This is a genomic window from Pseudomonas sp. PDM32 (genome assembly GCF_019219225.1).
Taxonomy (GTDB): Bacteria; Pseudomonadota; Gammaproteobacteria; order Pseudomonadales; family Pseudomonadaceae; genus Aquipseudomonas; species Aquipseudomonas laurylsulfatiphila.
In genome coordinates, this window is the sequence record NZ_JAHUWE010000009.1 from 299266 (window position 1) to 325819 (window position 26554).

20 protein-coding genes are annotated in these 26554 nt (G+C 62.6%); 4 read left to right on the forward strand and 16 right to left on the reverse strand.

Features of this window, described 5'->3' with window-relative positions; translation table 11 throughout:
• Nucleotide 1: 1 nt before the first annotated feature.
• The 10 genes from KW846_RS19145 to KW846_RS19190 all read right to left on the reverse strand — a co-directional run bounded on the left by KW846_RS19145 (nucleotide 2) and on the right by KW846_RS19190 (nucleotide 15965).
• Complete coding sequence (locus KW846_RS19145) at nucleotides 2-805, reverse strand: hypothetical protein (protein ID WP_218484283.1); 804 nt, start codon at nucleotides 803-805, stop codon at nucleotides 2-4.
• Nucleotides 786-2492, reverse strand: a complete 1707-nt coding sequence (locus tag KW846_RS19150) for a GspE/PulE family protein (protein WP_007977232.1) — start codon at nucleotides 2490-2492, stop codon at nucleotides 786-788. The genes KW846_RS19145 and KW846_RS19150 overlap by 20 nt, the downstream gene beginning before the upstream one ends.
• 84 nt (nucleotides 2493-2576) lie before the next feature.
• Complete coding sequence (locus KW846_RS19155) at nucleotides 2577-3110, reverse strand: response regulator (protein WP_102675568.1); 534 nt, start codon at nucleotides 3108-3110, stop codon at nucleotides 2577-2579.
• 223 nt (nucleotides 3111-3333) lie between these two features.
• The gene (locus KW846_RS19160; protein ID WP_218484286.1) at nucleotides 3334-4287 is read right to left on the reverse strand and encodes a peptidylprolyl isomerase; all 954 of its coding nucleotides are present in this window, start codon (nucleotides 4285-4287) and stop codon (nucleotides 3334-3336) included.
• A gap of 13 nt (nucleotides 4288-4300) precedes the next feature.
• Nucleotides 4301-5851: an ABC transporter substrate-binding protein gene (locus KW846_RS19165; RefSeq protein ID WP_218484355.1), complete on the reverse strand. Its 1551-nt coding sequence runs from the start codon at nucleotides 5849-5851 to the stop codon at nucleotides 4301-4303.
• An 8-nt stretch (nucleotides 5852-5859) separates the two neighbouring features.
• Nucleotides 5860-6483, reverse strand: coding sequence for an SCO family protein (locus tag KW846_RS19170; protein ID WP_104448796.1), 624 nt, complete (start codon nucleotides 6481-6483; stop codon nucleotides 5860-5862).
• A complete protein-coding gene (locus KW846_RS19175; RefSeq protein ID WP_218484287.1) occupies nucleotides 6480-7136 on the reverse strand; it encodes an SCO family protein in 657 nt (218 codons plus the stop codon). Before KW846_RS19175 ends, KW846_RS19170 begins: the two co-directional genes overlap by 4 nt.
• A gap of 12 nt (nucleotides 7137-7148) precedes the next feature.
• Nucleotides 7149-9101, reverse strand: a complete 1953-nt coding sequence (locus KW846_RS19180; RefSeq protein ID WP_218484289.1) for a YncE family protein — start codon at nucleotides 9099-9101, stop codon at nucleotides 7149-7151.
• Nucleotides 9102-9335: 234 nt separating this feature from the next.
• Nucleotides 9336-15149, reverse strand: coding sequence for a manganese-oxidizing multicopper oxidase MnxG (gene mnxG / locus KW846_RS19185; protein WP_218484291.1), 5814 nt, complete (start codon nucleotides 15147-15149; stop codon nucleotides 9336-9338).
• 207 nt (nucleotides 15150-15356) lie between these two features.
• Complete coding sequence (locus KW846_RS19190) at nucleotides 15357-15965, reverse strand: lytic transglycosylase domain-containing protein (protein ID WP_007977214.1); 609 nt, start codon at nucleotides 15963-15965, stop codon at nucleotides 15357-15359.
• A gap of 216 nt (nucleotides 15966-16181) precedes the next feature.
• Between KW846_RS19190 and gspG the strand changes: the two genes are divergently transcribed.
• From gspG to KW846_RS19205, 3 genes are all read left to right on the forward strand, one after another.
• Nucleotides 16182-16616: a type II secretion system major pseudopilin GspG gene (gspG, locus tag KW846_RS19195; RefSeq protein WP_007977211.1), complete on the forward strand. Its 435-nt coding sequence runs from the start codon at nucleotides 16182-16184 to the stop codon at nucleotides 16614-16616.
• 14 nt (nucleotides 16617-16630) lie between these two features.
• Nucleotides 16631-17818, forward strand: a complete 1188-nt coding sequence (locus KW846_RS19200) for a type II secretion system F family protein (protein WP_218484293.1) — start codon at nucleotides 16631-16633, stop codon at nucleotides 17816-17818.
• Between the two features lie 155 nt (nucleotides 17819-17973).
• Entirely contained in the window at nucleotides 17974-18603 is a 630-nt protein-coding gene (locus KW846_RS19205; protein ID WP_218484295.1) for a hypothetical protein, read from the forward strand.
• A gap of 143 nt (nucleotides 18604-18746) precedes the next feature.
• On the opposite strand, the gene KW846_RS19210 is transcribed toward KW846_RS19205, so the two are convergent.
• Entirely contained in the window at nucleotides 18747-19643 is an 897-nt protein-coding gene (locus KW846_RS19210) for a LysR family transcriptional regulator (protein ID WP_218484297.1), read from the reverse strand.
• A gap of 388 nt (nucleotides 19644-20031) precedes the next feature.
• On the opposite strand from KW846_RS19210, the gene KW846_RS19215 reads away from it, so the two are divergent.
• Nucleotides 20032-21459 carry a mechanosensitive ion channel family protein gene (locus KW846_RS19215; protein ID WP_218484299.1) on the forward strand — a complete coding sequence of 476 codons (1428 nt, stop codon included), beginning with the start codon at nucleotides 20032-20034 and terminating at the stop codon, nucleotides 21457-21459.
• Nucleotides 21460-21580: 121 nt separating this feature from the next.
• Here KW846_RS19215 and ycaC read toward each other — a convergent pair whose 3' ends face one another.
• The 5 genes from ycaC to KW846_RS19240 all read right to left on the reverse strand — a co-directional run bounded on the left by ycaC (nucleotide 21581) and on the right by KW846_RS19240 (nucleotide 25657).
• On the reverse strand, nucleotides 21581-22207 hold the full coding sequence (gene ycaC, locus KW846_RS19220; protein ID WP_007977200.1) for an isochorismate family cysteine hydrolase YcaC: 627 nt from the start codon (nucleotides 22205-22207) through the stop codon (nucleotides 21581-21583).
• 69 nt (nucleotides 22208-22276) lie between these two features.
• Nucleotides 22277-24115, reverse strand: a complete 1839-nt coding sequence (locus KW846_RS19225; RefSeq protein WP_218484302.1) for an amidohydrolase — start codon at nucleotides 24113-24115, stop codon at nucleotides 22277-22279.
• On the reverse strand, nucleotides 24115-24723 hold the full coding sequence (locus KW846_RS19230; RefSeq protein ID WP_007977196.1) for an antibiotic biosynthesis monooxygenase: 609 nt from the start codon (nucleotides 24721-24723) through the stop codon (nucleotides 24115-24117). The genes KW846_RS19225 and KW846_RS19230 overlap by 1 nt, the downstream gene beginning before the upstream one ends.
• Nucleotides 24716-25132, reverse strand: coding sequence for a DoxX family protein (locus tag KW846_RS19235; RefSeq protein WP_218484304.1), 417 nt, complete (start codon nucleotides 25130-25132; stop codon nucleotides 24716-24718). The genes KW846_RS19230 and KW846_RS19235 overlap by 8 nt, the downstream gene beginning before the upstream one ends.
• A gap of 258 nt (nucleotides 25133-25390) precedes the next feature.
• Nucleotides 25391-25657, reverse strand: a complete 267-nt coding sequence (locus KW846_RS19240) for a DUF6124 family protein (protein ID WP_218484306.1) — start codon at nucleotides 25655-25657, stop codon at nucleotides 25391-25393.
• Nucleotides 25658-26554 lie beyond the last annotated feature (897 nt).

Consider the following 26554-nt stretch of genomic DNA (forward strand, 5'->3'; position numbering starts at 1 on the left):
GTCAGGCCACCGCCCGAGACATGACGTACAGGCAATCGCGTACGGCTGTCCGGTCTTCTTCGAGGGTGCGCAGATGCACACCGGGCACATCAGGGGGCGAGTCGATGCGCGCCGGCGCATGCAGGTAGACCGTCAACGGCCGTTCGCTGGTGGATGCCTGCAACTGGTTCTCACGGCCGATCAGCGCCGTCAGGGCCGCATCACTGTCGCTGCTGCCCACCGAGCGCACCGACGTCCAGCGCCCTTCCCGGGCCAGCAGCAACACGCTGCGTACCGGTTCGGCGACCACGAACAGGAAGTCCCCGGCATCAAGGCTTTTATCGAAATGGTTGAACGCCGCCATCAGATACGGTTGCACCGAACGCAGGCGCAAGCCACGCGCGCTGACCAGGGCGCGCAGGCGGTCGAGCAAGTCCTGGGGCAGCGCGGTGGCGATGCGGTCATAACCGGCAGGCTCGGCCGACAGCACCAGGCTCCAGGGTTGCGTCGGTGCACCGTAGAGGTCTTCGAAACACAGTTGGGCGAAGCCGAGCAATTCGGCCGGGCTGCTGATCTGATCGCTCCAGGGCACCAGGCAATAGCGGCTGAAGTGTCCCGAGATCACCACCGTCAGTTCGGCCCTGGCAACGGCGTGTTCGGCCAGCAAACGGTCGAGCGTGTCGAGGGCCACCGCCCAGGCCTGAAAACCTTCGTCGATGTAGCCGACGCTGCCCAGCCAGTGGGTTGCACTGCCCTGGCGATGCCCCAGGCCTACACCGCTGGCGCCGAGCACGGCGACAAATTGCTCACGAGATAAAAGTGACACGATTGATCTCCTCGAGAGTGGTCCGGCCTTGTTCCACCAGTTCCAGCGCCGACTCGCGCAACAGGCGCAAGCCACGTTTGCAGGCATGGGCCTTGATTTTCGAGATGGGTTGACGCTCGACGATCATTTGCCGCAATTCGTCATCCAGATGCAGCAGTTCGGCAATCGCACTGCGCCCGCGATACCCGGTGCCCCGGCAATGCCCGCAACCCTTGCCGTGGACGAACCGGTAGTGAGCGACCTTTTGCGGATCGAGCCCCGAGACCTCCAGCTCTTCTTCTGTCGGGCTGTAAGGGGCGCTGCAACTGGTGCAGACCAGACGGATCAAACGCTGGGCCAGGACGGCATTGAGTGCCGAGACCAGGCTGTAGGGATCGATTTCCATCTGGGTGAACCGGCCGATCACGTCGAACACGTTGTTGGCGTGGATGGTGGTGAACACCAGGTGACCGGTGAGCGCCGATTGCACGGCGATCTGTGCGGTGTCCGGGTCGCGGATTTCACCGACCATGATCTTGTCCGGGTCATGACGCAGGATCGAGCGCAGGCCCCGGGCGAAGGTCAGGCCCTTTTTCTCGTTGACGGGGATTTGCAGCACGCCCGGCAATTGATATTCCACCGGGTCTTCAATGGTGATGATCTTGTCCACGCCGTGGTTGATCTCGGTGATCATCGCGTACAGGGTGGTGGTCTTGCCGCTACCGGTAGGCCCGGTCACCAGCACCATGCCGTAAGGTTCGGCGGCCAGCCGGCGCAACTGGCGCAGAGTATCTTCTTCAAAGCCCAGGGCTTGCAGTTGCACGCCACAGACTTTGTCGGCGAGGTCCTGTTTGTCGAGCACCCGCAGCACCGCGTCTTCGCCGAAGATGCTCGGCATGATCGACACCCGGAAGTCGATCTGCCGGCCGCTGATGCCGATCTTGAAACGACCGTCCTGGGGCACGCGCTTTTCGCCGATGTCCAGTTCAGCCATGACCTTGACCCGGGAAATCACTTGTTCGGCGAACTCGCTGCCCTGGATCTTGCTGATGTTGTTGAGCACTCCGTCGATCCGGTACTTGATCACCAGGCCGCTGCCGGTGGTGCCGAGGTGAATGTCGCTGGCGTGCATTTTCAGCGCGTCGTACAGCGTTGAGTTGACCAGTTTGACCACCACGCTGGCGTCTTCGCTGATGCTGGTCAGGGACAGGCTTTGCAGGGTGTCGATCTCGGCTCCGCCCTCGGCCTGGGCGTTGAGCGATTCCACCGCGTGGAAACTTTCTTCGTGACGCGCCAGGTAGGCCTTCAGGTCGTCGGCATGCACCAGGTACAGCGGCGCGCCGTGCAGGCATTCATCGATCCAGGCCAGGCGTGCGCTGTCGAAGGGGTCGGCGAACACGCCGATGACCGCTTCGTCGTGACGCAGCAGGATGAATTCACGCTTGAGGCATTGGGCCAGGGTCACCCGGTCGAACACCGGGGTGGCGCTGAACAGACTGTCGGTGTCGAGCACCGGGTAGTGCAGGGTGACACCCAGGCACTGGATGAAAGGCATGGGAGCCAGTTCACTCAACTCCCCGAGGGTGTCCAGCATCCGCTCGCCGGAACTGGTGGCCAGGGCGCGCGCCTGGGCCAGTTGTTCACTGCTGAAGCGAGTCGGTACACATTCCACTTGCGCCGGTTCTACGGCAAGGGATAGACGGTCCATGGCTTGCTCTCCAACGCCCGGGGCTTTGAGCCCTGTCAGCGCGGCGAGTCATTTCGGCACAAGCCGGAACGTCTTGTCGCGCCACTACTCCCCGGTGAGCAATTGTTCGTCGTCTGGCGCCATGGAAGCCGAAGTATTTTTTCGGCGATCTGCAAGCACCCAACTACCGTCGTACAACTGCAGCGGGAAACTCTCGGTCCTGCTCTGGCGTCGTTCGACGAATCCTTCGCAAGTGCTCACACCCGGCCTGGGCTCGCGCCGCCTGCCCAGAAGATCAAGCACTGCACGGGCCAATTCCGCCAACGGAAAGGGTTTGAACAGGATATGGCTGACTCCCAGTAGCCGGGCCCGCTCGCAAACTTCCGCGGTTGGATGCCCTGTGATCAGCACAAAATGGCACTTCCTGTTCTGGCGGACGGCATCGAGCACCTGAAAGCCTTCCATATCCGGCAAGCGGTAATCGAACACCATCACATCGGGTGCGAAATCGTCTGCTTCGGCGATTCCATGTGCACCGTCGTGAGCAATCCGGACTTCCAGCGCTTGCGCCTGCAGGTAACCCTGGAGGTTTTCCGCCAGCAGCTGTTCGTCATCAACAACCAGTACTTTGTTTAACAAGGTCGACTCCTTGAAACCGCAGGTCCGGGTTTTGAACCTGGCGGAGCGCGTGCCCTGAGAGGACTAACGCACACTTCATGCCAGACTGAGCGCCGGTAATTTTAGGTCTTCATGTCCTTGAATTTAAAAACAATGCCTTTTCGTACAGCAGTCCCATCCCCCAAAAACGGGGAAAGCGATCGAATGGGCATTGACGTTTTTCCCCCACTGTTGGGGAACACCCCTAGTCATCATTAATCCGCTCGATCCGATTGCGCGAACGCAATTGCGCCAATGCCTGCGAGCGAGCCTGTACCTGTTGCTGCCGGGCAAGATAAGCCCGAACCCTCTCAAGTCCTTGCTCCTCCGGGACATGGGTCGCCTCCGTGTGGTTCTCTAAATAGATCAGATGCCAGCCCACCGACGTGCGCACGGGGTCGCTGATGGCCCCCGGTGCCAGGGCAAATGCGGCCGCCTCGAACTCCGGCAACATCCGTCCACGGGGAAAGTAGCCCAGGTCGCCCCCTTCGCTGGCCGACGTGTCTTCAGACCCGCTACGGGCAGCGCTGGCGAAATCGGCCCCGGCAACAATGGACGCCCTTATTTCAATTAAGCGTAGCCGCGCAGCCTCGACTGTGGAAGCGTCGGCACCGGGCGCTACCTTGACCAGGATATGCCGGGCCCGCACTTCTTCGGGCCGGCTCAGCTCGTCTCGGTGTTCTTCGTAGAACGCCCGGACCTGTTTTTCGTCCGGCCCGGCGGTCTGGATGAGGTCATTGAACACTTGCCGGGCCGCCAGTTCACGGCGGATGTATTCGGTGTAACCGGCCTCATCGAAACCGGCATCTTCAAGACGCCTGGCAAACACCTCGGTTCCGCCCATGGCCTGACGGGTCTGATCGATCTGGTCCTTGACCACGGCATCACTGATCACCACGCCGCGCTTGACGGCTTCCTGCCAGAGCAATTCGCGATCGATCAAGGCATCCAGTGCGGCCTTGCGCAGTTGCCTGTAGGCTTTTGGATTGCGGATGTTGCCTACCGCCCGGCCCTGGTCTTCCAGGTATTCGGCGAAGTAGCGCTCCAGGCGCAGTTGGGAAATTTCCTCGCCATTGACCCGCGCCGCGGCCGGACCATTGCTGCACCACGCCACGGGTGCCCATAGCGTCAGCAAGACCAGCACAATGTTGAGTTTCATGATCGGCCTCCGGTCATGGCGTGGCAACCACAGGTTTATAGGGGGCGACCAGATAGAATCGCTGGTCCGGCAGATCCACCGTGACGATATGGGCACCGCTCAAACCCAGGCGTCGGCCAGGGCCAAAGCTCATCAGGGGCGTCAGCCCGGTATCGAAGTCATGCAGGCCTTCCAGGGCACTGACCAGCTTCTCGCGGCTGGCATCCCGCCCGGCCTGTTTCATGCCTTCGCTGAGCAGCATCATCGAACTGAACGCGCCCACTTGCAGTATCGCGTGCTGGCCACCGAGGCCCTGGTGTTCGCGCAACTGGGTCAGGGCCAGGCGCCCGGCCTGGGTCCAGTCGCTGGGCACGAACGGATAGGCCAGGAACACTCGCCGGGAAAATCCGCTGGGCACCTGCGTCAGATTGCCCGCCACCTGGTTCGAGGTGGCGAACAGGTAAGGCACCTGCCCCGCCGTTTGCAGGCGCTCGGCCAGTCGGCTGAAGCCGCTGCTGGTGCCCAGGTAAAACACCGAGCGCGAGCCCAGGGGCAAATCTTCCCCGCTCGGGTCGTAGGCTTGCAGGCGCACCTTTTGCCAGGCGTGCCCCTGCAAGTACTGGCCGAGTTCCTGCGCCGCCCGCCGTTGGCCGGATTCGTCCGGATAGGCGATCAGCGTCGGCCCCTGAAGCACCCGCAGGCTGGCACTGGCGTAATCGGCCAGGGCGATCAATTGCTCACGAAGCCCCGGCAGTGGTTCGAATATCTGCGGGCTGGCGTGGGGCGTGCCCTGCAACGACAGCGGCCCGATCAGCGGAATGCCGGCCCGTTCCAGGCGCACGGCGAGGTCCATGTCCAGTGCCGGCGCCAGCGGGGCGATCAGGGCGAACACCTGCTCTTCATCGATCAGCCGGTCCAGCGCCTTTTCGGCACTGGCGCGATCGGTACCGGGGTCGAGGATGGTCAGGCGCAACTGCCGGCCGTGAATGCCCCCCGCCTCGTTGATACGCGTCACGCAGCCCTTGAGCACCGCCGCCACCGTGCCGCTCTCCTCGCTCAATGGCCCGGTGCCTGGCAGCAACGTACCCAGGTGCAGACTGTCGGGGGTCAGGCCCGGATCGCGGTCTTCGGCCAGGCGCTTGAGGTACGCCGTGAGGTTGCGCTGATCGTTCATCGACAACACGAACCGTGGCATCGACGGATCGAGCCGGTTATTGCCGGGGTCGCGCCCCTCCTGCACCGCCCGTGCCAGGGTGCTGTCGCTGTAGGCCGGGTAACTGCGGCCGTTGATGTGCTGCTGGCCATGGCTACTGGCCAACCGCGACCAACTCAGGTCCGGTGGGCGCACCCCGCCTTCCGGTCGCCCGAGGCCGTCTTCGCCATGACAGTTGGCGCACGGCAGGCTGGTGGCCGGCAGCACCATGTTCGATGCACCGACCCGGGCCATGATCGGCTCGCCGCTGGCCGATACACCTTCGCGGTACAGGCGCTTGCCGGCACTTTCACTGAGGCTCAGCGGCAGCGCCTGGACGCTGAGCGTAAAGCCGCCAAAGAGCAGCAGGCCAAGGACGAGGGCAGTATTGATGGCCATGGCTAGCGTCCGGCCACGGGCATTGCCAGCAGCTGCAGGCGCTGGGCAATGGCGGCCGCCGGGGCATCGGGACGGATTTTACTCCAGCGCTTGTTCGCCACGTCACCGACGATCAACTGAGTGGAGTGCTGCTCGGGGGTCGGCACGATCTGACCGATACGACCCAATACAAGGTCCATTTGCGCCTTGTCGCCGGTAAGAAAAAACCAGTGGGGCCCATCGACGCCCTGTTTCAAGGTGTAAGCCTTGAGTACCGCCGGGGTGTCCCGCAGCGGATCACTGGTAAGGGAGATAAAGGTGATGCCGTCGGCCTTGTCGCCGAGCACTTCACGCACTTCCTTGAGCTTGCGGGTAATCAGCGGGCAAGCATCGTCGCAACGGGTGAAAATCACATTGAGCAGCACCACACGGTCCTTCAATGTGTCGCTGTAGAAACGCAGCGTGTTGCCGTTCTGGTCCTGCAACGGCGTGTCGGTGAACCAGGTCTTCGCGTCGTGGGTGCCGCTGGACGGCTGCGCGGCGGCCACCGCAGGCGCGGTTGTCTGCTCATGCCCTTCGTGGGCAAACGCCACTGAACTGAAAATGCAGTAGCAGATGCCCAGGGCAAACCAGTCGATGGCTCTCATGGCTGTTGCTCCATGGCAATGGCAGTGTGCTTGGCGTGGACGTTGCGTTCACCACTGAGTTTCTCTACGGCCCGGGCCAGTTCCGTCGGGTCGGTGAAACCGTAATAGCGGGTCCAGAAGCGGTTGTTGCCGTCGCCCACCAGAATCAGCGGCGAGTGGTTCTTGAAGTCACCGCTGTAGGCGCCCAGGCCCTTGAGGGTGGCATCGACCGACTGCGGCGAACCGGTCAGCCAGCTCCAGCCCGGCCCCTGCTGGAAGGTGCGGGCGTAGTCGCTCAGGCGTTGGGGATCGTCACGCTGCGGGTCGATGCTGATCGACACCAGTTGCACCTCGGTGCCGACCCGCGCACCCAGCCGTTTCTGCACCTTGCCCATGATCGAGGACACCACCGGGCAGACCGTGGTGCAGCTGGTGTAGATGAACCCCATGACCACGATCTTGTTGCTCACCAGGTCTTTTTCCAGGCTGACGACCTTGCCGTTCTGGTCCAGCAAGGCCACGTCGGCAATCTTGATCCGGGCGGTCTCCTGGCCAGCCTTCCTGGCTGTCATGTCGTGCCCGGCGTGCTCGTCCGTCGAACGAGCCAGCGCCTGGCCGATACCGATGGCCAACAGGCAGAACGTCAGCAAGCCGCGATGTGCGAATCGGTTCATGTCAGTTTCCTCTTAGTGGGTATCGCCGGGTACGACCCGGACGCTGGCAAAGGTCTTGTCATCGAAACTCGAGCCCAGGGACGCCGCACGCACGTGCAGGTACCAGGCACCGTGCTGGTCGAGGGTTACCGGGGCTTCATACACACCGTCGGCGACTTCCAGCGCGGCAACCTCCTGTGGTCGCGAGGTCGGGGCGCGGAAGTAGCGCACCTGAGCATCCTTGACCCCGCTGCGTTGCGCCTTCTGCTTGCCCTCGACGATGCGAAAGCGCACCAGGTACGGGCTGCCCAGGTCAGCGGTGGACTTGTCGAGCATGAACTCCACTTTCGGCACCCCGCGGTGCGGGTCGAGCCGCTTGTCCTCCTCCACCAGGGTGCTGAAGCAGTGGATGATGTTCGGCTGGTTGAGCAGGAACGCCACGTCGAAACGCCCCGCCGCCGGTAGCTTGACCCGCGAGCTGTAAAGCCCCGGCTCGATTTCCCGCAGGCTGCGGTCAATAACCAGTGCTGCCCGCGCCACTTGCCCGCGATTGGGGTAGCCGGACATCGGCGCATTCATGCCTTCGGCGTAGAAGTAGGTGGTGTTGTCCACCGGGTTGACCACGAACACCGCGTTGTCGTCCCGCGAGACCGCCAGGCTTGACGCCAGTGGCAGATCACCGGCCATCCGTGGGGCCTGGGGTCCGGCCTCGAACCCCTGGATGATCGGCGTGCGGCCCTCGCCGAGGGAGGCCAGGTTGATCATCGTGACTTTCGGCGAAGCCAGCCCGCGCACGTAGGCATAGGCCTTGGTGAACACCACTTGCCAGGGCTCGGCGGAGACGTTCAGTTCATGGATCAACGCGTCGTTGGCGGTGTCGATCACCGCGGCCTGGTTTTCCAGGGTGTTGAGCACGATGCCAAAACGACCGTCGGCGCTGAAGCCCATCGGGCCCAGGCCCTGCTTGAGCCTGATCACCCGGCGCACCGACTGGCTGTTGCCATCGACGACGGTCACCGTGCCATCCTTGCCATCGGCCACATAGGCGGCGCCGGACAACGGCGAATACTTCACCGACAACGGGTGCGAACCGGTCTTGAGTTGTTTGCTGATGCTCAGGCTGGCGATGTCGACGATGCTCACCGTGCCATCGTCGCGGTTGGTGACAAAGGCAAAACGGCTGTCCTTGCTGAAAGCGATTTCGTGGTGCCCGGCCCCGGTGGTCAGGTGCTTGAGGGGTTTGAGGCTGGCGGCGTCAATCACCGTGACCCCGGATTGCCCGTCGGCCTTGGCGTTGTTGCCGACCCACAGCAGGCGTTCGTCCGGTTGCAGCGCCACGCGCACCGGATTGCTGCCGGCAACCACCGAGTCGATCAGCTTGAACTCTTGACTGTCGATCACCGCCACCTCGCCGGCGGCGGGCATCGAGACAAACACCCGTTTGTTGTCTTGGGGCGTCACCCAGTCCATCGGCGGCTGTTTCAGTTCAATGCGCGCCAGGGTGCTGGTGATGCCGCCGACAGACACCGACGGATCGATCACCGAGACGCTGGCGTCACGGTTCATCACCAGCAGGAAGTAGCTGTTGAGGTCGAGCAAGGGGCGTGCGCCGATGTTCGATTTGAGGAAGGTGCCGACCCGCGACTTGCAGCTACTGTCGCGGCCCTGGGCCTGGTCGGCGGCGACTGCTTGCGGGTCGAGCCAGGCGCCCGGCGAAACGCCGGACAAGGGTTGGCCCGAGGCTTTGTCCGTCACGCGAAATTGCACGTCGGCGAAGCCGCCCTCACGCAATACGCCGTCCTCGGCCAATGGCTTGACATCAAGGACCACCGAGATCCCGTCACGCTCTAGCGTCCGGTCGCCCCAGGTGTCGGGCAAGGCGACCTCGCTGAGCATGTTCGCAGGCGCGGTTCGCCACACGCCGATCCCGATCAGCGCCATGCCGACGATCAGCGCGCTGCCAACGATTTTGATGGTCCTGTCCATGTCGCATCTCCTCTTCAGAACCTACCTGTCCCTTTTGGTCACTCATGTGGCGAGGGGGCTTGTCGGATCGCCGCACCGCCCCGTAGGGCTGCGCAGCGGCCCCCTAAATCCACAATTGCATTCGCCTGACACACCGCATGTAGCGTTTTTACGACTGCTTCGCAGCCGAACGGGGGCAAGCCCCCTCGCCACAAAAGCTCGCTCCCACAGGGGTGGTGCTTTACAACCCCTTTCCTACGGTGTCGGTGCCGTTGTCGGCGCCGGTTCATTCGTGACCCGCAGCAAGCCCCACAGACCAGCGGTGTTGCCGAAGGACGCGTTGTCACGGAACAGGTAATCCCCGGCAATCGCATTGCTGCCACCGGCGCTCGGGTGCATGGCGCTGAAGTGGGCGGCCGGCAGCACGCTTTCGCGTGCGCCGATGTACATCGCCATCGGGTTCAGGCCGAACCGCACCGAACCGACGCCGGGGGTCCACATCGGATAGCCGTCGACATCGCTCTTCTCCGCCAGGTACGGATTAACCGACCAGAGGTGACCGTCGAGCTGGAAGGTCGAGCCGCGACTGCCGCCGGTCGGCATCAGCACATGGGTGCGGAACGGTTGCCCGGGTTTCACGTAGAACACCGGCGTTTGTGGATCGCCGCCCACCAATGCGTTGCTGTAGGCCATGTGGGCGTTGGGCACGTCACCATAACCAGAGCCGTCCGCGCGGCCGAACGGTGCATCCGGAGCGAGACCGAAGCGATACCACAGGGGCTCGGTCTTGTAGTTGATGGCCATGCCGGCGTTGTCCTTCGGATCGTTCGGCACGCCCATGCCTTCCGAGGCGATGCCTTCCACCGGCCGACCATTCGCCCAGCGCAGGTTCAAGGCGCGCTGCCAGACCATCGCGAAGTCACGGTAGACCGCCTGCCCTGTCGCAGTGACCGTGGCCGATGCACGCTTGGCGTCCTCGACCCAGGTGGCGCCGACCGGCAGCACACTCATCGCGCCGCCAAGGCCTTTTTGCGGCTGCTTGATCACATCCGCCGGGGTGAAATTCAAGCCGCCGAACTCCACCGCCGTGGCGTTGATGTTGTCGACGTTGCGGCCCAGTTGGGTCACCGGTTTGCCTTCACGCTCCAGGTGCCCGGCGTAGTACTGGTAGGTACGGGTCGGGTAGGCACCGCTGTTGCCGACCCGCGGTGGCACGGTCTGGATCGGGTTGACGCCGACGTTGGCGCCGTCGGATTTGGTGATGTCGTAGGCCAGCAATTGCGCATGTAGGCCGACATGGCTGGAGGGCCGCAGCAGGTTGTTGTTGAAGGTGGTCGAGCCGTTGCCGTCATTGCGATTGCGCTTGACCAGCCCCTGCAGGATGGCGGTCTGGGCCAGGTCAGGCATCACGCTCGGCAGACGGTTCTCCAGGGTGATATTGATGCAGTCCCCGGCCGCTGCGCGCAGCACCAGCGGTTCGACAGGCACCCCCGGCTTGAGCTTGCCCGTGCTCGGGTCGAGGTCGGCCTTGCGCACGTACAGGATCGCGGTCGGGTCATGGATCGGCCCGCTCTGGCCACCGATGGTGATGGTTTCGCCGTCCTCGGGATCGGTCACCGTCACCCGGGGAATGCTCACGGTCCGCGAGTTGAACACCAGGGTGCCGCCCGCCGGATTCAACGGCCCGCCGACATGCTGGCCGAGCCCCTCGGGGTCACCGATCGACAACCCCAGCGGATTGCTCAGGATGTCGTTGGCCAGCGCCGCCACGACCTCGTAGTTGCGCTGCACGGTGGGCCTTGTACCAATGCCGTTCGGGTTGGCGCCGACCCGGGGACAAGTGCCGTCAAACGCCACGGTGTTGCGCGTGCCCGCCGGCTTCGGGTTGTTCGGCAGGGCAAACAGATCGCTGCGTTGCGCGGTGTAGTTGCGCATCACGCCCCAGATGCCGTTCCAGTAGCCTTCGATCGAGGCATCCATCGAGTACAGATAGTCACCCGTGGTCGCCGCGGAACTGGAGAGCATCGACACCGGTGCAATGAAGCCCATCTGCTCGGAAATTCCGACCATTTGCGATGCACGCCAGCCCGAGTTGGAACTGTTGCCATAGCCGGTGCCGCTTTGCAGCCACTTCACACCGTGCAGGGTGACGTTGTGCTCCTCTTCATGGCCGCCGGCATGCACCCGCAACCGCACGTTGTCGCCGGTGTAGGTGCGCAGCATCGGTGTGAACGGGTCGCCCGGTTCCGCACCGCCACGGTTGATGTGTGGCGGGAACCGCGTAGTGCCGCCGGTCGGGCCGGTGGCCGAAGTCACCAGGTTCGGCGCCAGGTTCATCGCAGGGATCGCACGGTCGGTACGGCTTTGCATGGCAAACGACAGGTCGCCGCCGAGGCCGTCGGCCTGCATGCCGCGCTTACCGTCCGGGCCGACCTTGTTCGGGTCGAACACCCGCAGGCCCAGGGGTTCGTTGCGGTAATTGACCACGAACATGCCGGGGTCATCCACCGAGATTGCTTGCGGACATGGCCGGCTCGGGCAGCCAGGCTTGATGCCGCCACGGGCCTCGACCACCGACTCGAGCAGGTTGCCGGCGTTGTTGCGCACGGGCGGATTGATCGCATAGCGGAAGCTGTCGGATGTCGCCGGGAACGCCTGCGGATTGGGCACGCCGTTGGGGCCGGCGCCGACGTACACACCGGCTTCGTAGGCGTGCTGGAAGTCGCTGTACTCCAGGAAGAACTCACGGAAGCTGTCGTTCTTGCCGTCGTTGTCCAGGTCGCCGGTCGATATCACCGCCTGCCATGAAGTCGGCCCGCCGTCCGAGCGCGCGCCGCTGTACAACGGCTCGCCCGTTTCGGCGTGGAACCAGGTGGAACCGGCGGGTTCGGCCAGCACGGTGGCGTACAGGCCGATCTGTTGGTGAGTCGACGGGCCGAGGTGGTCGTGGGTGAAAATGGTCCCCAGGCCACGGTCGACACCCTTGGTGTTGATCACCGGATCGATGAACCAGCGCTGCATTGCCGTGCGCGCGCCCATCCAGTCCGCCCGACCATATTGACCAAAGAACGGATGCGCCTTGGCCACCGGGCAGGCGGGCGTGCCGTCACGCGGGTCGGTGCCCTGGCACTGGTTGAACGCGCGGATGGCATGGATGCGCTCCACCACGGCACCCGGGGAAAGCACGCCGTCCTCGTAGTTCCAGCCGTTGGACGAACCATCGGCGGACGTCAGGTCCCACTTCGGCAAGTGAATGTGCTGGCCGATCACATCGGTCGGGGTGCGTACCTGATAGTCGTCCATCTCATAGGTGGCCGGCACCAGGTTGGTTTGCTGGTACTGCACGCAGTCGAAGGTGTTCATGCGCATCACCAGCGGTTCCGGCGGACGCTGCTTGGTGATCACCGGCCAGGCGTCTTCCCACAACGCGAGGATGCGCGCCTGCGGGAAGTGGTAGCCGACCTTGTTGTACACCGCGTCGAACTGGATATTGGCCGCCTTGTAGATGCGCGGGCGGTCGGCGGTGAAAGTCGAGGAGCCAGTAAAGGACATGCCGTCGATGCGCTCGCCGCTATGGTATTCACCGCTGCCGGCACTGCTGGTCAGACGTTTGGCCCGATCATCCATGCAGGGTTCGTAGAACGGCGCACCGGCAATCGGCAAGGCGCCATTGGTGCGGAAGTTGCGCGCAACCACCGTTTTGCCCGGCAGCACGGCAAAACTGGGGTGATCCTTTTTGGCGTGGAAGGCCATGGCCGCCTGTTCGACTTCGGTCCCCTCTTCCGGCAGGTAAATCGGTTTGGCCCGCTTCACTTCCTTGGAGAAGTCCAGCGAGGTGGTCACCGTGTGCGCCTCGCCACCGGCCGACACGCCGTCCAGCGCATGGCGCCCCAGGCCACCGTCCCAGCCACCGGACTGGTTCGGGTCGAGGTTGGCCCATAGGCCGTTGCCGCTGGTTTTCAGCGCCTGGGCCTTGGCGGCGTCGAGCATGTCCAGCGGCGGGGTTGGCGGGCGTTGGCCGACCGAACTTTCCATGCCGCCGATCCAGAAGGGGAAACCGGGGTTTTTCAGGCTGCCGTCGGCGTTGCGATTGGCTTCGCTGCGATCGACCAGCGCCAGCGAGCCGATGGCTCTGACACCGCCATTGCCACCGTCATCATCGCCTTCGTCGTCGCCAGCGGCTATCAGGGTCTGGCCGATTTTCGGCACCACGACGACCTTGCCCGGCATCGGAGCCATGGCTTTGCCGGGCAGCGGTACCACCGCCGGGATCGGCGTACCGGCGATGATTTCGCCATCGGGCAAGGCCCGCGCACCGGCCGCCGGTTTGCCGTTGCGCAGCGCATAGGGTTGTTTGTGAAAGCCGTCTGCACCCTGCTGGGACACTTCGAGCCGGGTGCCTTCTTCGAACACATCGTGCACCCGCCACATGGCCCACATGCCCTGGGCGAAGTGCGGGTAGAAGTGACAGTGATAGATCGCATCGCCTGCTACGCGGTTACGGTTACCCGAACCACCGTTGGCGATTTCATAGGTGTAGCCGGAGCCCGGGCCGATGCCCTGGGCGTCCAGGTAATCGGTGTTGTCATCGTTCGGGTTGTACAGCCATTGATGCCCGTGCAGGTGGAAGATGTGGTGTTCGTAGCCGTTGTGGGTGTTGCGGAACTTGACGAAGTCACCGATGTAGCTGTGATTGACGTTGGACGGCTCCGACGGATAGAGCGCCATGGTCGCCTTGACCCCGACCTGGTCGGCACGCGGCACTTCGCCCGGGCGAATGTTTTCCAGGCCGGCGTTGGCCGGTACGTCCACCAGCATCGCCACGTCGCCCACGGTGTGCGAGCTGAGGAAAAACTCTTCATAGGCGCAAGACAGGCAATCGTGCATCGGTCCCACGCCCAGGCGGTTGGCGACCACTTCGGCGCCCATGCCGCCGGAGCCGTAGTTGATCATGAACGAGTCACGGGTCGGCTCCAGCACATGGCCCATCACCGGGTCTGCAAAGTACGCCGGGAAAGCTTGGGTGACGGCGGTTTCATCCTGGAACTGCGAAGCGAAATCGCGGAACGGCTCCAGCCGGTTCGGCAGCGCCGGATTGCGCTTGCCCATGGCTTCCAGTGGATAGGTCGAGGGCGGGAAGCTGCCGTCGGCGTTGCTGCCCATCACGATCGCGTCGCTTTCGCTGGAAATGATCTCACTGCCGTCCACCATATTGATGATCGGCGTACCGGCCTTGCCTTCGCGAATCCACGGCTCGCGCTGCGGGTAGCGCGCCTGGTAATCGACGATTGGCTGGCCGGCCGGCGTACGTCCGGTGCTGGCCAGGCGCATTTCTTCTTCCGTCAGGGTGTTGCGGTAAGTGCGCCCGCCCTTGGGCACGACCACGACCTGGGCGAACAGCCCGTTGGCGTTGTTGCCCGCGGCGCCCTCGCCACCGAAGGTCGCGCCACGGCTGCTGACGTCGAACGCGCCTTCACGTTCGGCATACAATGTGTAGGATCGGCTGCTGCCGGGGGCGACGAGGCTGTTGGCGTTGCGCCCGGTATAGGAGGCGATGTCATCGATGCTGTTGACGGCCTGCAGGCCGTTGACCTGGAAACCGACATGACGGTCGGCCACCTGCTCATCGGCCTTGAAGGCTTCGGCATTGCCGCCCTGGCCACCCTCTTGCTCGCCCTCTTGCTCAAACGCTTCATGACTGCCCGGGTTGGCCTGATAGGCCAGTAGGTTCTGCAGATTGACGGTCAGGCAATCGCCGGCAGCCACGCGCAACACCAGCGGACGCGGGCGCTTGTCGGGCCGCAGGGAAACCTTGCCCGGCACTGCTGCGCCCCCTTGGGCGAGGGAAATATCATGGTCATCGACCACATCGCGACGCAGCGCGAACATCATGCCGTTGACGTTCTGCGCCCCCAGGCGGTTGAACATCAGCGGCTGATCAAACGCCACGACGTTGGCCACCAGGTTGCGCTCGCAACGTGCAGCTGCGCTGGCAATCTCGATACCGAGCATCGAAGTCACCAACAGCAGTAAATTAATCAGGGACGGGGCGTGGGATATACCGACCATGGTCTCGGGCCTCGCTACAGGTTTGCAGGGAAAACTTCACGACAAATCGTCGAGAGCAATCCGCATGCCACAAAAAATAACGTTATTATTCAGTATGTTATAACTACTACTTAATAATCCGGGGGGGATATTCCCCACCCAATCCCCCACTTTTTCGCCGGGGCCACAATTCCCCACTATTGGGGAAAATCGCCCCCGCGGTTTCGATCACAGCGGCGCATCCGCGGACAACCCCTGCAAACGCCGATACTGGTTCAACACGTTGGGCACATAACGCTGGGTTTCGGCGAACGGCGGGACCACGTTGCCACGGCTGAGCACCGCTTGCGGCCCGGCGTTGTAGGCCGCTACGGCGAGGCGGATATCGTTGTCGAACATCGTCATCAGGCGCTTGAGATAGCGGGCGCCGCCCTGGATGTTGGCCTTGGGGTCGTAGACGTTGGTCACGCCCATTTCGCGGGCGGTGTCGGGCATCAACTGCATCAGTCCGCGAGCGCCCTTGGGTGAGGTAGCGCGGGCGTTGTAGCTCGACTCGGTCTTGATCACCGCGTGCAGCAGCGCCGCCGGCAGTTCATTGGCCGTGGCCGCCGCCGCCACCAGTTCGGCGTAGGGTTGCGCGGCGATCATCTGCGGTTGCTGGTCGAGGCTGACGACCGGCGCATCGGGTTCACGGATCACCCGTTCATAGTGGCGTCCGGGGCGGTGGACATTGGACAGGACGTAGCTGCCATTGGCGTCCACGGAAACAAACACATCGGCCTGTGCGGCACCGGTCAAGACCAGCAGACCCAGCAACCCGGTGGTGAGTGATTTCATTGTTAGACCTCCCCTTCCCGGCCCCGAAAAATGGGGGTAATGCCCCAATGGCCAGTTGTGCAACAGCCATACGCAAGCACTGTGCCGTAAGTGAGAAGGCCCGTAGCACGGGGGGTACAGAAGGATCACCAAGCATGAGCATGGCAATTGCATGCTGTTGAATGACAACTACTACATGGCAATTGGCAACACTGCTGCCTACCGTGCGAGGTCATCATGAATCAGCATCTGCGTTATGCCCGGCGATCCCAAAACGGATTCACCCTGCTCGAACTGTTGGTGGTGCTGGTGGTGCTGGGGCTGTTGGCTGGCATCGTCGCGCCGAAGTATTTCGCCCAACTGGGCCGTTCCGAAGTGAAAGTGGCCAAGGCACAAATAGAAGGCTTGAGCAAAGCCCTGGACATTTACCGCCTGGAGGTCGGCCATTACCCGTCGACCGAACAGGGTTTGCAGGCGCTGGTCACGGCCCCCGCCGACGAACCTCGCTGGACCGGCCCGTACCTGCAGAAAAAACTTCCCCAAGACCCTTGGGGCCACAACTACAGCTATCGCTATCCCGGTGAAAACAGCGAGTACGACCTGTTGTCCATGGGCAAGGACGGGCAACCCGGCGGCGAAGGCGAGAACGCCGAAGTCACCAACTGGAACTGACGGATATGGCGACCATGCGCTTTCATCTCAAAGCCGTCGGCAAGGCCGGTGTCGTCTCAATGACCGTCGATGCGCCGGGGCAAAGCGAAGCCAGGCGCATCGCCGAGGACCAAGGCCTGCGGGTGGTCAGCCTGCACGCCGAGCGACATTGGCGCGCGTTGCGCCTGCAAAGGCGCGAGACGTTCAACCTGGTATTGTTCAGCCAGGAGCTGACCACCTTGCTCAACGCCGGCCTGCCGTTGATCGATGCGCTGGAAAGCCTGGAGGAAAAGGAAAACGCGCCGCAAGCCCGCAAAACCCTGAGCGAGCTGGTGCGCCTGCTTTACGAGGGCAAATCGTTTTCCCAGGCCCTGGGCCAGTTGTCGGCCATTTTCCCGCCTTTGTACGTGGCGCTGGTGCAGTCCAGCGAGAAGACCGGCGCCGTCGGCGATGCCCTGGGTCGATATGTCAGCTATCGACAGCGCATGGACGAGGTTCGCCAGAAGATCATCAGTGCGTCGATCTACCCCATGCTGTTGCTGGTAGTGGGCGGCGGCGTGGTGTTGTTCCTGATGGGCTACGTCGTGCCGCGCTTCAGCCTGGTGTTCGAAGGGCTTGGGTCGAACCTGCCGTGGTTGTCGCAGATCCTGATGAGCAGCGGTATGTTCCTTCACGCCCACCAGGGCGAATTCTTCGGCGGCTTGCTGGCCATCATCGTCGCCCTCGTCCTGCTCAAGCGCCAACCGGCCTTTCGGCGGGGGCTGGACCGAGTGATCGAAAAACTCCCCGCGGTGCACCAGCGCATCTTCATGTATGAGCTGGCACGCTTCTACCGTTCCCTGGGCATTCTGCTGCAGGGCGGCATTCCCCTCGTCACCGCCATGGGCATGGTCCGCAACCTGCTCACCGTCGCCTCCCGCAGCCGGCTGGACCAGGCCTGCGAACGGGTGCGCGAAGGGCAATCGTTGTCCACCGCGCTGGAGCTCAATCAACTGGTGACCCCCGTGTCCCTGCGCCTGCTGCGCGCCGGTGAACAGTCCGGCAACCTCGGGCAGATGATGGAGCGCAGCGCCGACTTCTACGACGAAGAAATCAGCCGCTGGATCGAATGGTTCGTGCGGCTGTTCGAACCCTTGCTCATGACCTTCATCGGCCTGTTGATCGGGGTGATCGTGATCCTGATGTACATCCCGATTTTCGAACTGGCCTCGAGTATTCACTGACTTTTGGAACAGGGCCGCGCTGTCCGTTGCATTTCTTCAACCATCAAACTGAATAAATCAGCCTGCCGAGGTGTTTAACAGGTTCCCATGGGAAAAAGCAGCACGTTGCAAGCTTCATCAACGTTCCAGGCTCAAACAAGAAGACGGAGAACGACATGCACATCAATAAGCTTTTACTGGCAGTAGCTATTGGCGCGGTTCTGTCGGCGTCTACCGTACTGATTCCGGACAACCTGTCCGGGGTATCCAGTGCTCAGGCCAAGGATGGGGGTAGTGGCGGTGGGGGTGGCGGCAGTGGAGGCGGTGGTGGTGGTAATGGAGGCGGTGGTGGCGGCAATGGAGGCGGTGGTGGCGGCAATGGAGGCGGTGGTGGCGGCGGTGGCAATGGAGGTGGCGGCGGCAATGGTGGCGGCGGTGGCGGTAGTCACGGCGGAAGCGGCAGTGGTGGCAACGGCGGCAACAGCGGCAACAGCGGCAGCGGCCATAGCGGCGACCATGGCAGCAACAGCGGCCATGGCAGTGCCAACAGCGGTTCGAGCCACTCCGGAACGGCCTCGTCCTCAGGACGCAACGGCACCCATGATGAAGCGGGGGATGACCATGGCGTCCACGCCAATGGCGAACCCGGCGATGACCGTGGCGTTCATGCCAATGGCGAGCCCGGCGATGACCGTGGCGTCCATGCCAATGGCGAGCCCGGCGATGACCGTGGTGTCCATGCCAATGGCGAGCCCGGCGACAACCGTGGTGTCCATGCCGAACCCGGCGATGACAAAAGGAGCTGATTCCCGCTGATTCCAATACAACACAAAACCCTGTGGGAGCGGGCTTGCTCGCGAAGGCGGTGGGTCAGTCAACAACTTCTTTGACTGTCACACCGCCTTCGCGAGCAAGCCCGCTCCCACATTTGATTGTGTCGACCATTTTATTACAACCCACCCTCAGACTGATCCAGCGCCTCGCGCAAGAACTCAACCAGCACCTGCACCGGCCGCGAACTCTGACGATGCTGCGGATACACCGCCGATAACGTCAGCGGCTCGGGGCGCAAATCCTCCAGTACCTCCACCAGCCGTCCATCCGTCAACGCCGAGCCGACGATGAACGCCGGCAAATACGTGATCCCCAGGCCGGCGATAGCCGCATCCCTGAGCACCTCGCCGTTGTTGACCCGCATCCGCCCCGTGACGCTGACCGTCAGCGGCTTGCCCTGCCCCGCAAAACGCCATTGCACCTGTCGACCATGGCCGTAAGGCAGACAGTCATGACCGTGCAAATCCTCAGGTTTGAGCGGTGTGCCGCGCTCGGCCAGGTACGCAGGGCTGGCGCAATACACCCGCTGGATCGAGGCGATCCGCCGGGCAATCAAGGTCGAGTCCTCGAGCGTGCCGATGCGCAACGCCAGGTCGTATCCCTCACCCAGCAAATCCACAGGCCGATCGCTCAGATCCATCTCCACCGTCACGTCGCGATAGCGCTGCAAAAACACCGGCAACAGGCAGCCCAGATGCGCCAGTGCGAACGACAGCGGAGCGCTCACACGAAGGGTCCCGCGTGGCTCGGTGGTCTGGCCGGCGATGCCCTGCTCCACTTGTTCGACTTCACTGAGCAGGCGCAAGGCTGACTCGTAGTAGCTTTGCCCCAACGGCGTGACATCCAGTCGCCGGGTCGAGCGATTGAGCAGGCGCACGCCCAGGCGCTCTTCGAGTTGCATCAAGCGACGGCTGACAAACTGCTTGGACAGCCCCAGTTGATCGGCGGCAGCCGTGAAGCTTCCAGACTCCATGACCTGGCAAAAAATACGCATATCTTCGAAGGGGTTCATTGTCACTTCCTGGTTGACAGTCAAACACTTTATAGCCGCTTTTTCCCTTCCAAGCACTCTATTAATCTATGTTCACGGTGTCGAATTCACTCTCGCCGCCGGTGGTGGCAAACCGTTTGAACAACTGAGTTCAAGACGCATTTGAACTGAAACCTCGTCAGAATCGCCACTCAGCAATGTGTGGCGATTTTTTGTGAACACTGAAGTACCTGTGGCGAGGGGGCTTGCCCCCGTTCGGCTGTGAAGCAGTCGTAAAACCGACCAACGCGATACATCTGAAGCATCGCGGATGATGGTTTTGGGGCCGCTACGCAGCCCAACGGGGGCAAGCCCCCTCGCCACAAAGTGCCTCTGCGCTCTTCAGATCTACGCACACCGGAGCAGCCCCATGTCATACATTTTGTCCCACCTGCTCTCCCTGAGCACCCTGCTGCTGGCCATCGACGCCCTGCTCTGGCACCTCGCGCCATTCAAGCATCGCGTCAGCCGGGTCGGTGTGCGCCTGGCGCTGTTTGTGCTGTTCGGCGCGATGCTCATCAATGCTGGCGTCAGCCCGTTGCAGGTGCCGTTGTTTGCCGATGATCGCGTGGCGCAACTGGGGGCCACGGCGCTGGGGATTCTCTGGTGGCTGTACGCGGCGCGGGTGCTCACCGAAGTGATCGGCCTGGCCCTGATGCGGCGCATCGGCCACAGCGGCAGGCTGTTGCAGGATGTCATCGGCGCACTGGTGTTCCTGATTGCGGTGGTGGCCGCCGCCGGCTACGTGCTGGAACTGCCAGTGAAAGGTTTGCTGGCGACCTCCGGCGTCGTCGCCATCGTAGTGGGCCTGGCATTGCAGAGCACCTTGAGCGACGTGTTCTCCGGCATCGTGCTCAACACCACCAAGCCCTATCAGGTCGATGACCGGGTTTCCATCGACGGTATTGAAGGCAAGGTGCTGGACATCGACTGGCGTGCCACCCACCTGCTGACCAGCGCCGGCAGCACCGCGGTAGTGCCGAACTCGGTGGCGGCCAAGGCAAAGATCGTCAACCTCAGCCGCCCGTTCAACATGCACGGCGTGTCGATCAGCATTCAGGTACCCAACCACATTCGCCCGCGTCGGGTACTCGATGCTTTGGACCGTACTCTTCAGGGCAGCAGCAGCCTGCTCCTCGATCCGGCGCCGAAAGCCGTGCTCAAGGAGGCCGGCGAAACCATGTCCGAATACGTGGCCAGCGGCTTCATCGCCGAATTGGGCAAAAAGGGTGAAGTGCGCAATCAACTGTTCGACCTGGCCCATCGACACCTCGAAGCGGCAGGCATTTCCCGGCAACCCGATGGCGTGATCGAGCCGTCGACCCGCGCACGGGCACTACTCGACGAAGTGAAGATCTTCCGCTCCCTGAGCGCCGAGGAACGGGATCGCCTGGCCCAGAACATGGTGGCGCAGCAATACGCGGCCGGTGATGTGGTGCTGGACCTGGAGGAAGTACCGGACAGTCTGTTCGTCATCGCCACCGGCGTGGTCAGCGCCACCGTCCCCGACGGCAGCACGCAGATCGAAGCCGGGCGCATGGGGCCGAGTGAAGTCATGGGCGAACAAAGCATCCTCGCCGATACGCCGTCCCAGGCACGGTTCACTGCCATGACCTCAAGCATCATCTACCGCCTCGACAAATCCCTGACCCGCAACTGCATGGCGCAACGTCGGGAGGTCGATCGGGCGTTGAACAAGCTGCAAGCGGTGCGCCAGCAGAACAGCCGGATGGCGTTGATGGCCAAACCGGTTGCGGTCAGGAAAGGTGGTTTTTTGGGGTGGTTGCAGAGTCGATAAGCGGATGTGAACGCAAAACCCTGTGGGAGCGGGCTTGCTCGCGAAAGCTTTCTGTCAGTCAACACATGTGTCGACTGATACGCCGCCATCGCGAGCAAGCTCGCTCCCACAGGTGTACGTCTTACTTGGCCGTGAATTTCATGTAGCTGTTGATCAGGTTGCGATAGTTCGGCAGGCGCTCGGACAGCAGGTTGGCCAGGCCTTCCATGTCGTTGCGCCAGTCGCCTTGCAGCTCGCAGGCCACGGAGAACCAGTTCAGCAGGTGCGCACCGGCGGCCGACATGCGCGCCCAGGCCGCTTGTTGCACGGTGGTGTTGAAGGTGCCGGAAGCGTCGGTCACCACAAACACCTCAAAGCCTTCGGCAATGGCCGACAGGGTCGGGAATGCCACGCACACGTCGGTTACCACACCGGCGATGATCAGTTGCTTGCGACCGGTGGCCTTGATCGCCTTGACGAAATCTTCGTTGTCCCAGGCGTTGATCTGGCCCGGGCGGGCAATGAACGGCGCGTCCGGGAACTGCGCCTTGAGCTCCGGCACGATCGGGCCGTTCGGACCGCTGTCGAAACTGGTGGTGAGGATGGTCGGCAGTTTGAAGAACTTGGCGATGTCGCCCAGCGCCAGCACGTTGTTCTTGAACTCGTTGGGCGAGAAATCCTGCACCAGCGAGATCAGACCGGTCTGGTGGTCGACCAGCAAGACCACGGCATCGTCTTTGTTCAGGCGTTTGTACGGAACGTTGCTCATTGGAAGCTCCTTGATGGATGGTTATTGCATACCGCGCCGCCCTGTTGGGTCGGCACTTCTTTGAATGCGTCAGAAGGCAAAACACGAGCAGCCAAAGGCGCCCCAGAAACCGGCGAAATCGCTGACCGGCGCGTTCGACAGGCGCGCCCGCTCATGGCTGTGGGAATGCACCGCACACGGCCCGCTGCAGTGGTGAACCTGGGCCTGCATCGGCGACGTCGGGCGCCAGTGGCCCGGCACTTTCACCACCGGCGACCAGTCCGGCAGTACCGGCACGCTGGCCGGCCCGAGCTTTTCGAAGTCACCGGCGCCGTACACTACTTTGCCGCCGACCACCGTCAGCACCGACTCGATCCACTTGATCGCCTCTTCATCGACGCTGAAGAAGTCCGCACTGAGGGCGGCGACGTCAGCCAATTGCCCGACCTTGATCTGGCCTTTCTTGCCTTGCTCGGACGAGAACCAGGCGCTGCCGTGGGTGAACAGTTCCAGCGCCGTCAGGCGCGACAGGCCTTCGGCGTGCAGTTCCAGGCCGCCGACGGTGCGGCCACTGACCATCCAGTACAGCGAAGTCCACGGGTTGTAACTCGATACCCGCGTGGCGTCGGTACCGGCACCGACTGGTACACCCTCGGCGAGCATGCGCTTGATCGGTGGCGTGGCTTCGGCAGCTTTCGCGCCGTAACGCTCGACGAAATACTCGCCCTGGAAGGCCATGCGATCCTGAATCGCGATGCCGCCACCCAGCGCCCTCACCCGCTCGATGTTCTGCGGGGTGATGGTTTCGGCGTGATCGAAAAACCACGGCAAGCCATTGAACGGAATGTCGCGGTTGACCTTCTCGAACACGTCGAGCATGCGGCTGATGGATTCGTTGTAGGTCGCGTGCAAACGGAACGGCCAGCGTTGCTCGACGAGGTGACGCACCACCGGTTCCAGTTCGGCTTCCATGGTTTGCGGCAGGTCCGGGCGCGGCTCGAGGAAGTCTTCGAAGTCCGCCGCCGAGAACACCAGCATTTCCCCGGCGCCGTTGTGCCGCAGGTAATCGTCACCCTGGTGCAGCTTCACGCTACCGGTCCAGTTCTTGAAGTCGGTCAGCTCTTCCTTGGGTTTCTGGGTGAACAGGTTGTAGGCGATGCGCACGGTCAGTTGCTCATCCTTCGCCAACTGCTCGATCACCTGGTAATCGTCCGGATAGTTCTGGAAACCACCGCCGGCATCGATGGCACTGGTCAGGCCCAGGCGGTTGAGTTCGCGCATGAACTGGCGGGTCGAGTTGACCTGATACTCCAACGGCAGCTTCGGCCCCTTGGCCAGGGTCGAGTACAGAATCATCGCGTTCGGCCGTGCCACCAGCATGCCGGTCGGCTCGCCATTGGCGTCGCGCACGATCTCGCCACCCGGCGGGTTCGGCGTGTCGCGGGTGTAACCGGCGACACGCAACGCCGCGCGGTTGAGCAAGGCACGGTCGTACAGGTGCAGCACAAACACCGGGGTGTCCGGTGCCGCCTGGTTGAGTTCGGCCAGGGTCGGCATGCGCTTCTCGGCGAACTGGAATTCGTTCCAGCCACCGACCACCCGCACCCACTGCGGCGTCGGCGTGCGGTCGGCCTGATCCTTGAGCATGCGCAAGGCATCGGCCAGGGACGGTACACCTTCCCAACGCAATTCAAGGTTGTAGTTCAAGCCACCACGGATCAGGTGCAAGTGCGAGTCGTTGAGCCCGGGAATCACACAGCGGCCCTTGAGGTCGATCACTTGGGTGCTCGAGCCACGCAGGGCCATGGCCTCGGCATCACTGCCCACTGCGACAAAGCGACCGTCGCTGATCGCCACCGCATTGGCGAGCGGCTTTTCGCGGTCAACGGTATGAAATTGACCATTGAACAGAATCAGATCGGCGTTCATCAGGGTTCCTCGTGCAATGTGGCAGGAGACAGCCAGGGCGCGAACAGACGCGTCGCCATGGGCATGAAGATGTAAACCACCGAGAGCACGATGGTCAGGGTGATCAGGAACGTGGCCACCACATAGTTGGAGAGCAAGGCGTTGAGCCGTAACAGCGGCCCCCAGAGCAGCGGCACCAGCAAGGTGTGCGGCAAGATCACCAGCAGCGTCACCACGGCCTGCTTCCAGCGCGGCGGTGGCGTACCGGCTTCGGCCTGGGGCGAAAACCAGAACTCGTTGACCGGATTGACTTCGGTCTGGTCGCCATCGGCCAGCATCGGCGCGGCTTCGTCGACCAACGCCTGGCGCTGCGGTGAATCGAGCCAGTTCTGCATCGCCTCGGTCGAGCAAAAGCGCAGCACGCAGGTGTAGGTGTCGAGGCCGGCGTTCTTGCCGCGCACCACATCCACGCCCAGGTGCCCGACATTCTGCGCGGCCACCTTGACGATGTTGCGCAGCCAGGCTTCATAAGGCACTTCGAAACCGGCCTTGACCCGGTGCTTGACGATCAGGGTCACCACCTCATCAGGCCCGGGACTGGCCGGCTCACGGCGATTGAGATCAGACATAACGCAAGGCTCCGGTGAAACGGATATTGAGCGCCAGCCGTCCCGGCCCGGCGATGAGAATGCTGGTGAACACGATCAACAACAGCCAGCCGAACTGGCCCTCGAAGAGGGTCCACTGCGGATGCACGAGCAACATCGACACCCACAGCAAAAACAGAACAGGCAAACATGCCAGACGCACCAGCAACCCGCCGACGATCAGCAGCGGGCACACCACCTCGGCGAAGATCGCCAGCATCAACGTCAGGTTCGCGCCCAGGTGGAAAGGGTCTTCGATGTTCTGCAACTCGGCACTGTAGTAAAGCAGCTTGGGCAAACCGTGCACCCACAACAGAAACAACCCGCCGCTGACCCGCAGGAACAGCAGCCCCCAGTCTTGCGCCCGATCATCTCGTCGCGAAGCGTCCATGGCCCACCTGCACAAATGAAAAACCATCGGCGTCGATACGCCGGGACTGGATTCGATAGTGCCGGGACGGGGGGAGGAAAAATTGAATGTACGTGCTCTGTTTTGCGAGCGCGCCGGCGCTCTGCAAATCACACAAAATCCTGTGGGAGCGGGCTTGCTCGCGAAAGCGGTGGGTCAGTCAACATCAATGCTGAATGTCATGACGCCTTCGCGAGCAAGCCCGCTCCCACAGGTTTATTTGTTGTTGCTACTACCGGGTTATTCCTGCGGATCGAGATTATCCAGCGCCCGATTCACCGCCAGCTCACCCAACATGATGATCTGCGCAATCCCCAGCAGTGAATTGCGATGCGGGCTTTGCAGAAATCCCGCGAGGTCACTGGCCATGATGCTGGCCGAGGACAGGGATTCGCAGGCGTGGGCCAACAGGGTTTCGGTGTTGATGTCGGGGGTGATGACAAACATCGTGCTGGGATTGCGCGGTGACGCGGGGTCTTTCGGGGGATTCGGGGTGGGTTTGAACATGGTGGAACTCCTTGATCAATGGAGCCGCCACAAGTCGCTGCTAAACGAATTGGGTGGCGGCTGTACGCGGGTTAGCAGACCAGGGATCAAGGAACCCGGCGCACCGAAGTGCCCCACGCACAGCCACCAAATGACAGACCGGACTGATCTGAAGGTGACACTGGCGAGCCTTGAAATTTACCGAGCTGCTAAACCCGATCGCTGAATGGGCAGCGACGGGCAGAACGTTAGAGATCAGGGCCAAGACACACAAGCCGGCGGATTCTGGCGTAGTTGTAGGCAACGACGCAAGGCGGCGTGGCTTTCAGGAACAGAGGCTGACGGCTTTTAAACAGAGCTGTCAGAACACTGCATACTCCCTGTGAGAGATTGGTTGGCGGGCAGTCCGCCATCTCGGGCAAGCCCGCTCCCACAGGGATTGGGGACATCTGCAAAAATCAGGTCGGCTGGCAGACCGCCTTCGCGAGCAGGCTCGCTCCCACAGTTGGACTGGGTACATTCGAAAGAAATTGGTCGGCCGGCAGGCCGCCATCGCGAGCAAGCTCGCTCCCACAGGGATTGGGGACATCTGCAAAAATCAGGTCGGCTGGCAGGCCGCCATCGCGGGCAAGCCCGCTCCCACAGGGATTGGGGACATCTGCAAAAATCAGGTCGGCTGGCAGGCCGCCTTCACGAGCAGGCTCGCTCCCACAGTTGGACTGGGTACATTCGAAAGAAATTGGTCGGCTGGCAGGCCGCCATCGCGAGCAAGCTCGCTCCCACAGAAGAGCAGAGCAAAAGCAGATCGGCGTACACCCACGCTTTTCACCACTCATCAGGCCGAGCGTTAGCTCGCCTGCAGCTTTTGATCTTGATCCACCCGCCCCCTCGGCAGGCTGAGCGGAGGTGTTCATCCGG

What these genes read in the sequence shown, in the direction of transcription:
- KW846_RS19150 (WP_007977232.1), bottom strand. Translation starts at nt 2,492, where the DNA reads ATGGACCGTCTATCCCTTGCCGTAGAACCGGCGCAAGTGGAATGTGTA.
- KW846_RS19160 (WP_218484286.1), bottom strand. Translation starts at nt 4,287, where the DNA reads ATGAAACTCAACATTGTGCTGGTCTTGCTGACGCTATGGGCACCCGTG.
- KW846_RS19170 (WP_104448796.1), bottom strand. Translation starts at nt 6,483, where the DNA reads ATGAGAGCCATCGACTGGTTTGCCCTGGGCATCTGCTACTGCATTTTC.
- KW846_RS19175 (WP_218484287.1), bottom strand. Translation starts at nt 7,136, where the DNA reads ATGAACCGATTCGCACATCGCGGCTTGCTGACGTTCTGCCTGTTGGCC.
- KW846_RS19180 (WP_218484289.1), bottom strand. Translation starts at nt 9,101, where the DNA reads ATGGACAGGACCATCAAAATCGTTGGCAGCGCGCTGATCGTCGGCATG.
- mnxG (WP_218484291.1), bottom strand. Translation starts at nt 15,149, where the DNA reads ATGGTCGGTATATCCCACGCCCCGTCCCTGATTAATTTACTGCTGTTG.
- KW846_RS19190 (WP_007977214.1), bottom strand. Translation starts at nt 15,965, where the DNA reads ATGAAATCACTCACCACCGGGTTGCTGGGTCTGCTGGTCTTGACCGGT.
- gspG (WP_007977211.1), top strand. Translation starts at nt 16,182, where the DNA reads ATGAATCAGCATCTGCGTTATGCCCGGCGATCCCAAAACGGATTCACC.
- KW846_RS19200 (WP_218484293.1), top strand. Translation starts at nt 16,631, where the DNA reads ATGCGCTTTCATCTCAAAGCCGTCGGCAAGGCCGGTGTCGTCTCAATG.
- KW846_RS19205 (WP_218484295.1), top strand. Translation starts at nt 17,974, where the DNA reads ATGCACATCAATAAGCTTTTACTGGCAGTAGCTATTGGCGCGGTTCTG.
- KW846_RS19210 (WP_218484297.1), bottom strand. Translation starts at nt 19,643, where the DNA reads ATGAACCCCTTCGAAGATATGCGTATTTTTTGCCAGGTCATGGAGTCT.
- KW846_RS19215 (WP_218484299.1), top strand. Translation starts at nt 20,032, where the DNA reads ATGTCATACATTTTGTCCCACCTGCTCTCCCTGAGCACCCTGCTGCTG.
- ycaC (WP_007977200.1), bottom strand. Translation starts at nt 22,207, where the DNA reads ATGAGCAACGTTCCGTACAAACGCCTGAACAAAGACGATGCCGTGGTC.
- KW846_RS19225 (WP_218484302.1), bottom strand. Translation starts at nt 24,115, where the DNA reads ATGAACGCCGATCTGATTCTGTTCAATGGTCAATTTCATACCGTTGAC.
- KW846_RS19230 (WP_007977196.1), bottom strand. Translation starts at nt 24,723, where the DNA reads ATGTCTGATCTCAATCGCCGTGAGCCGGCCAGTCCCGGGCCTGATGAG.
- KW846_RS19235 (WP_218484304.1), bottom strand. Translation starts at nt 25,132, where the DNA reads ATGGACGCTTCGCGACGAGATGATCGGGCGCAAGACTGGGGGCTGCTG.
- KW846_RS19240 (WP_218484306.1), bottom strand. Translation starts at nt 25,657, where the DNA reads ATGTTCAAACCCACCCCGAATCCCCCGAAAGACCCCGCGTCACCGCGC.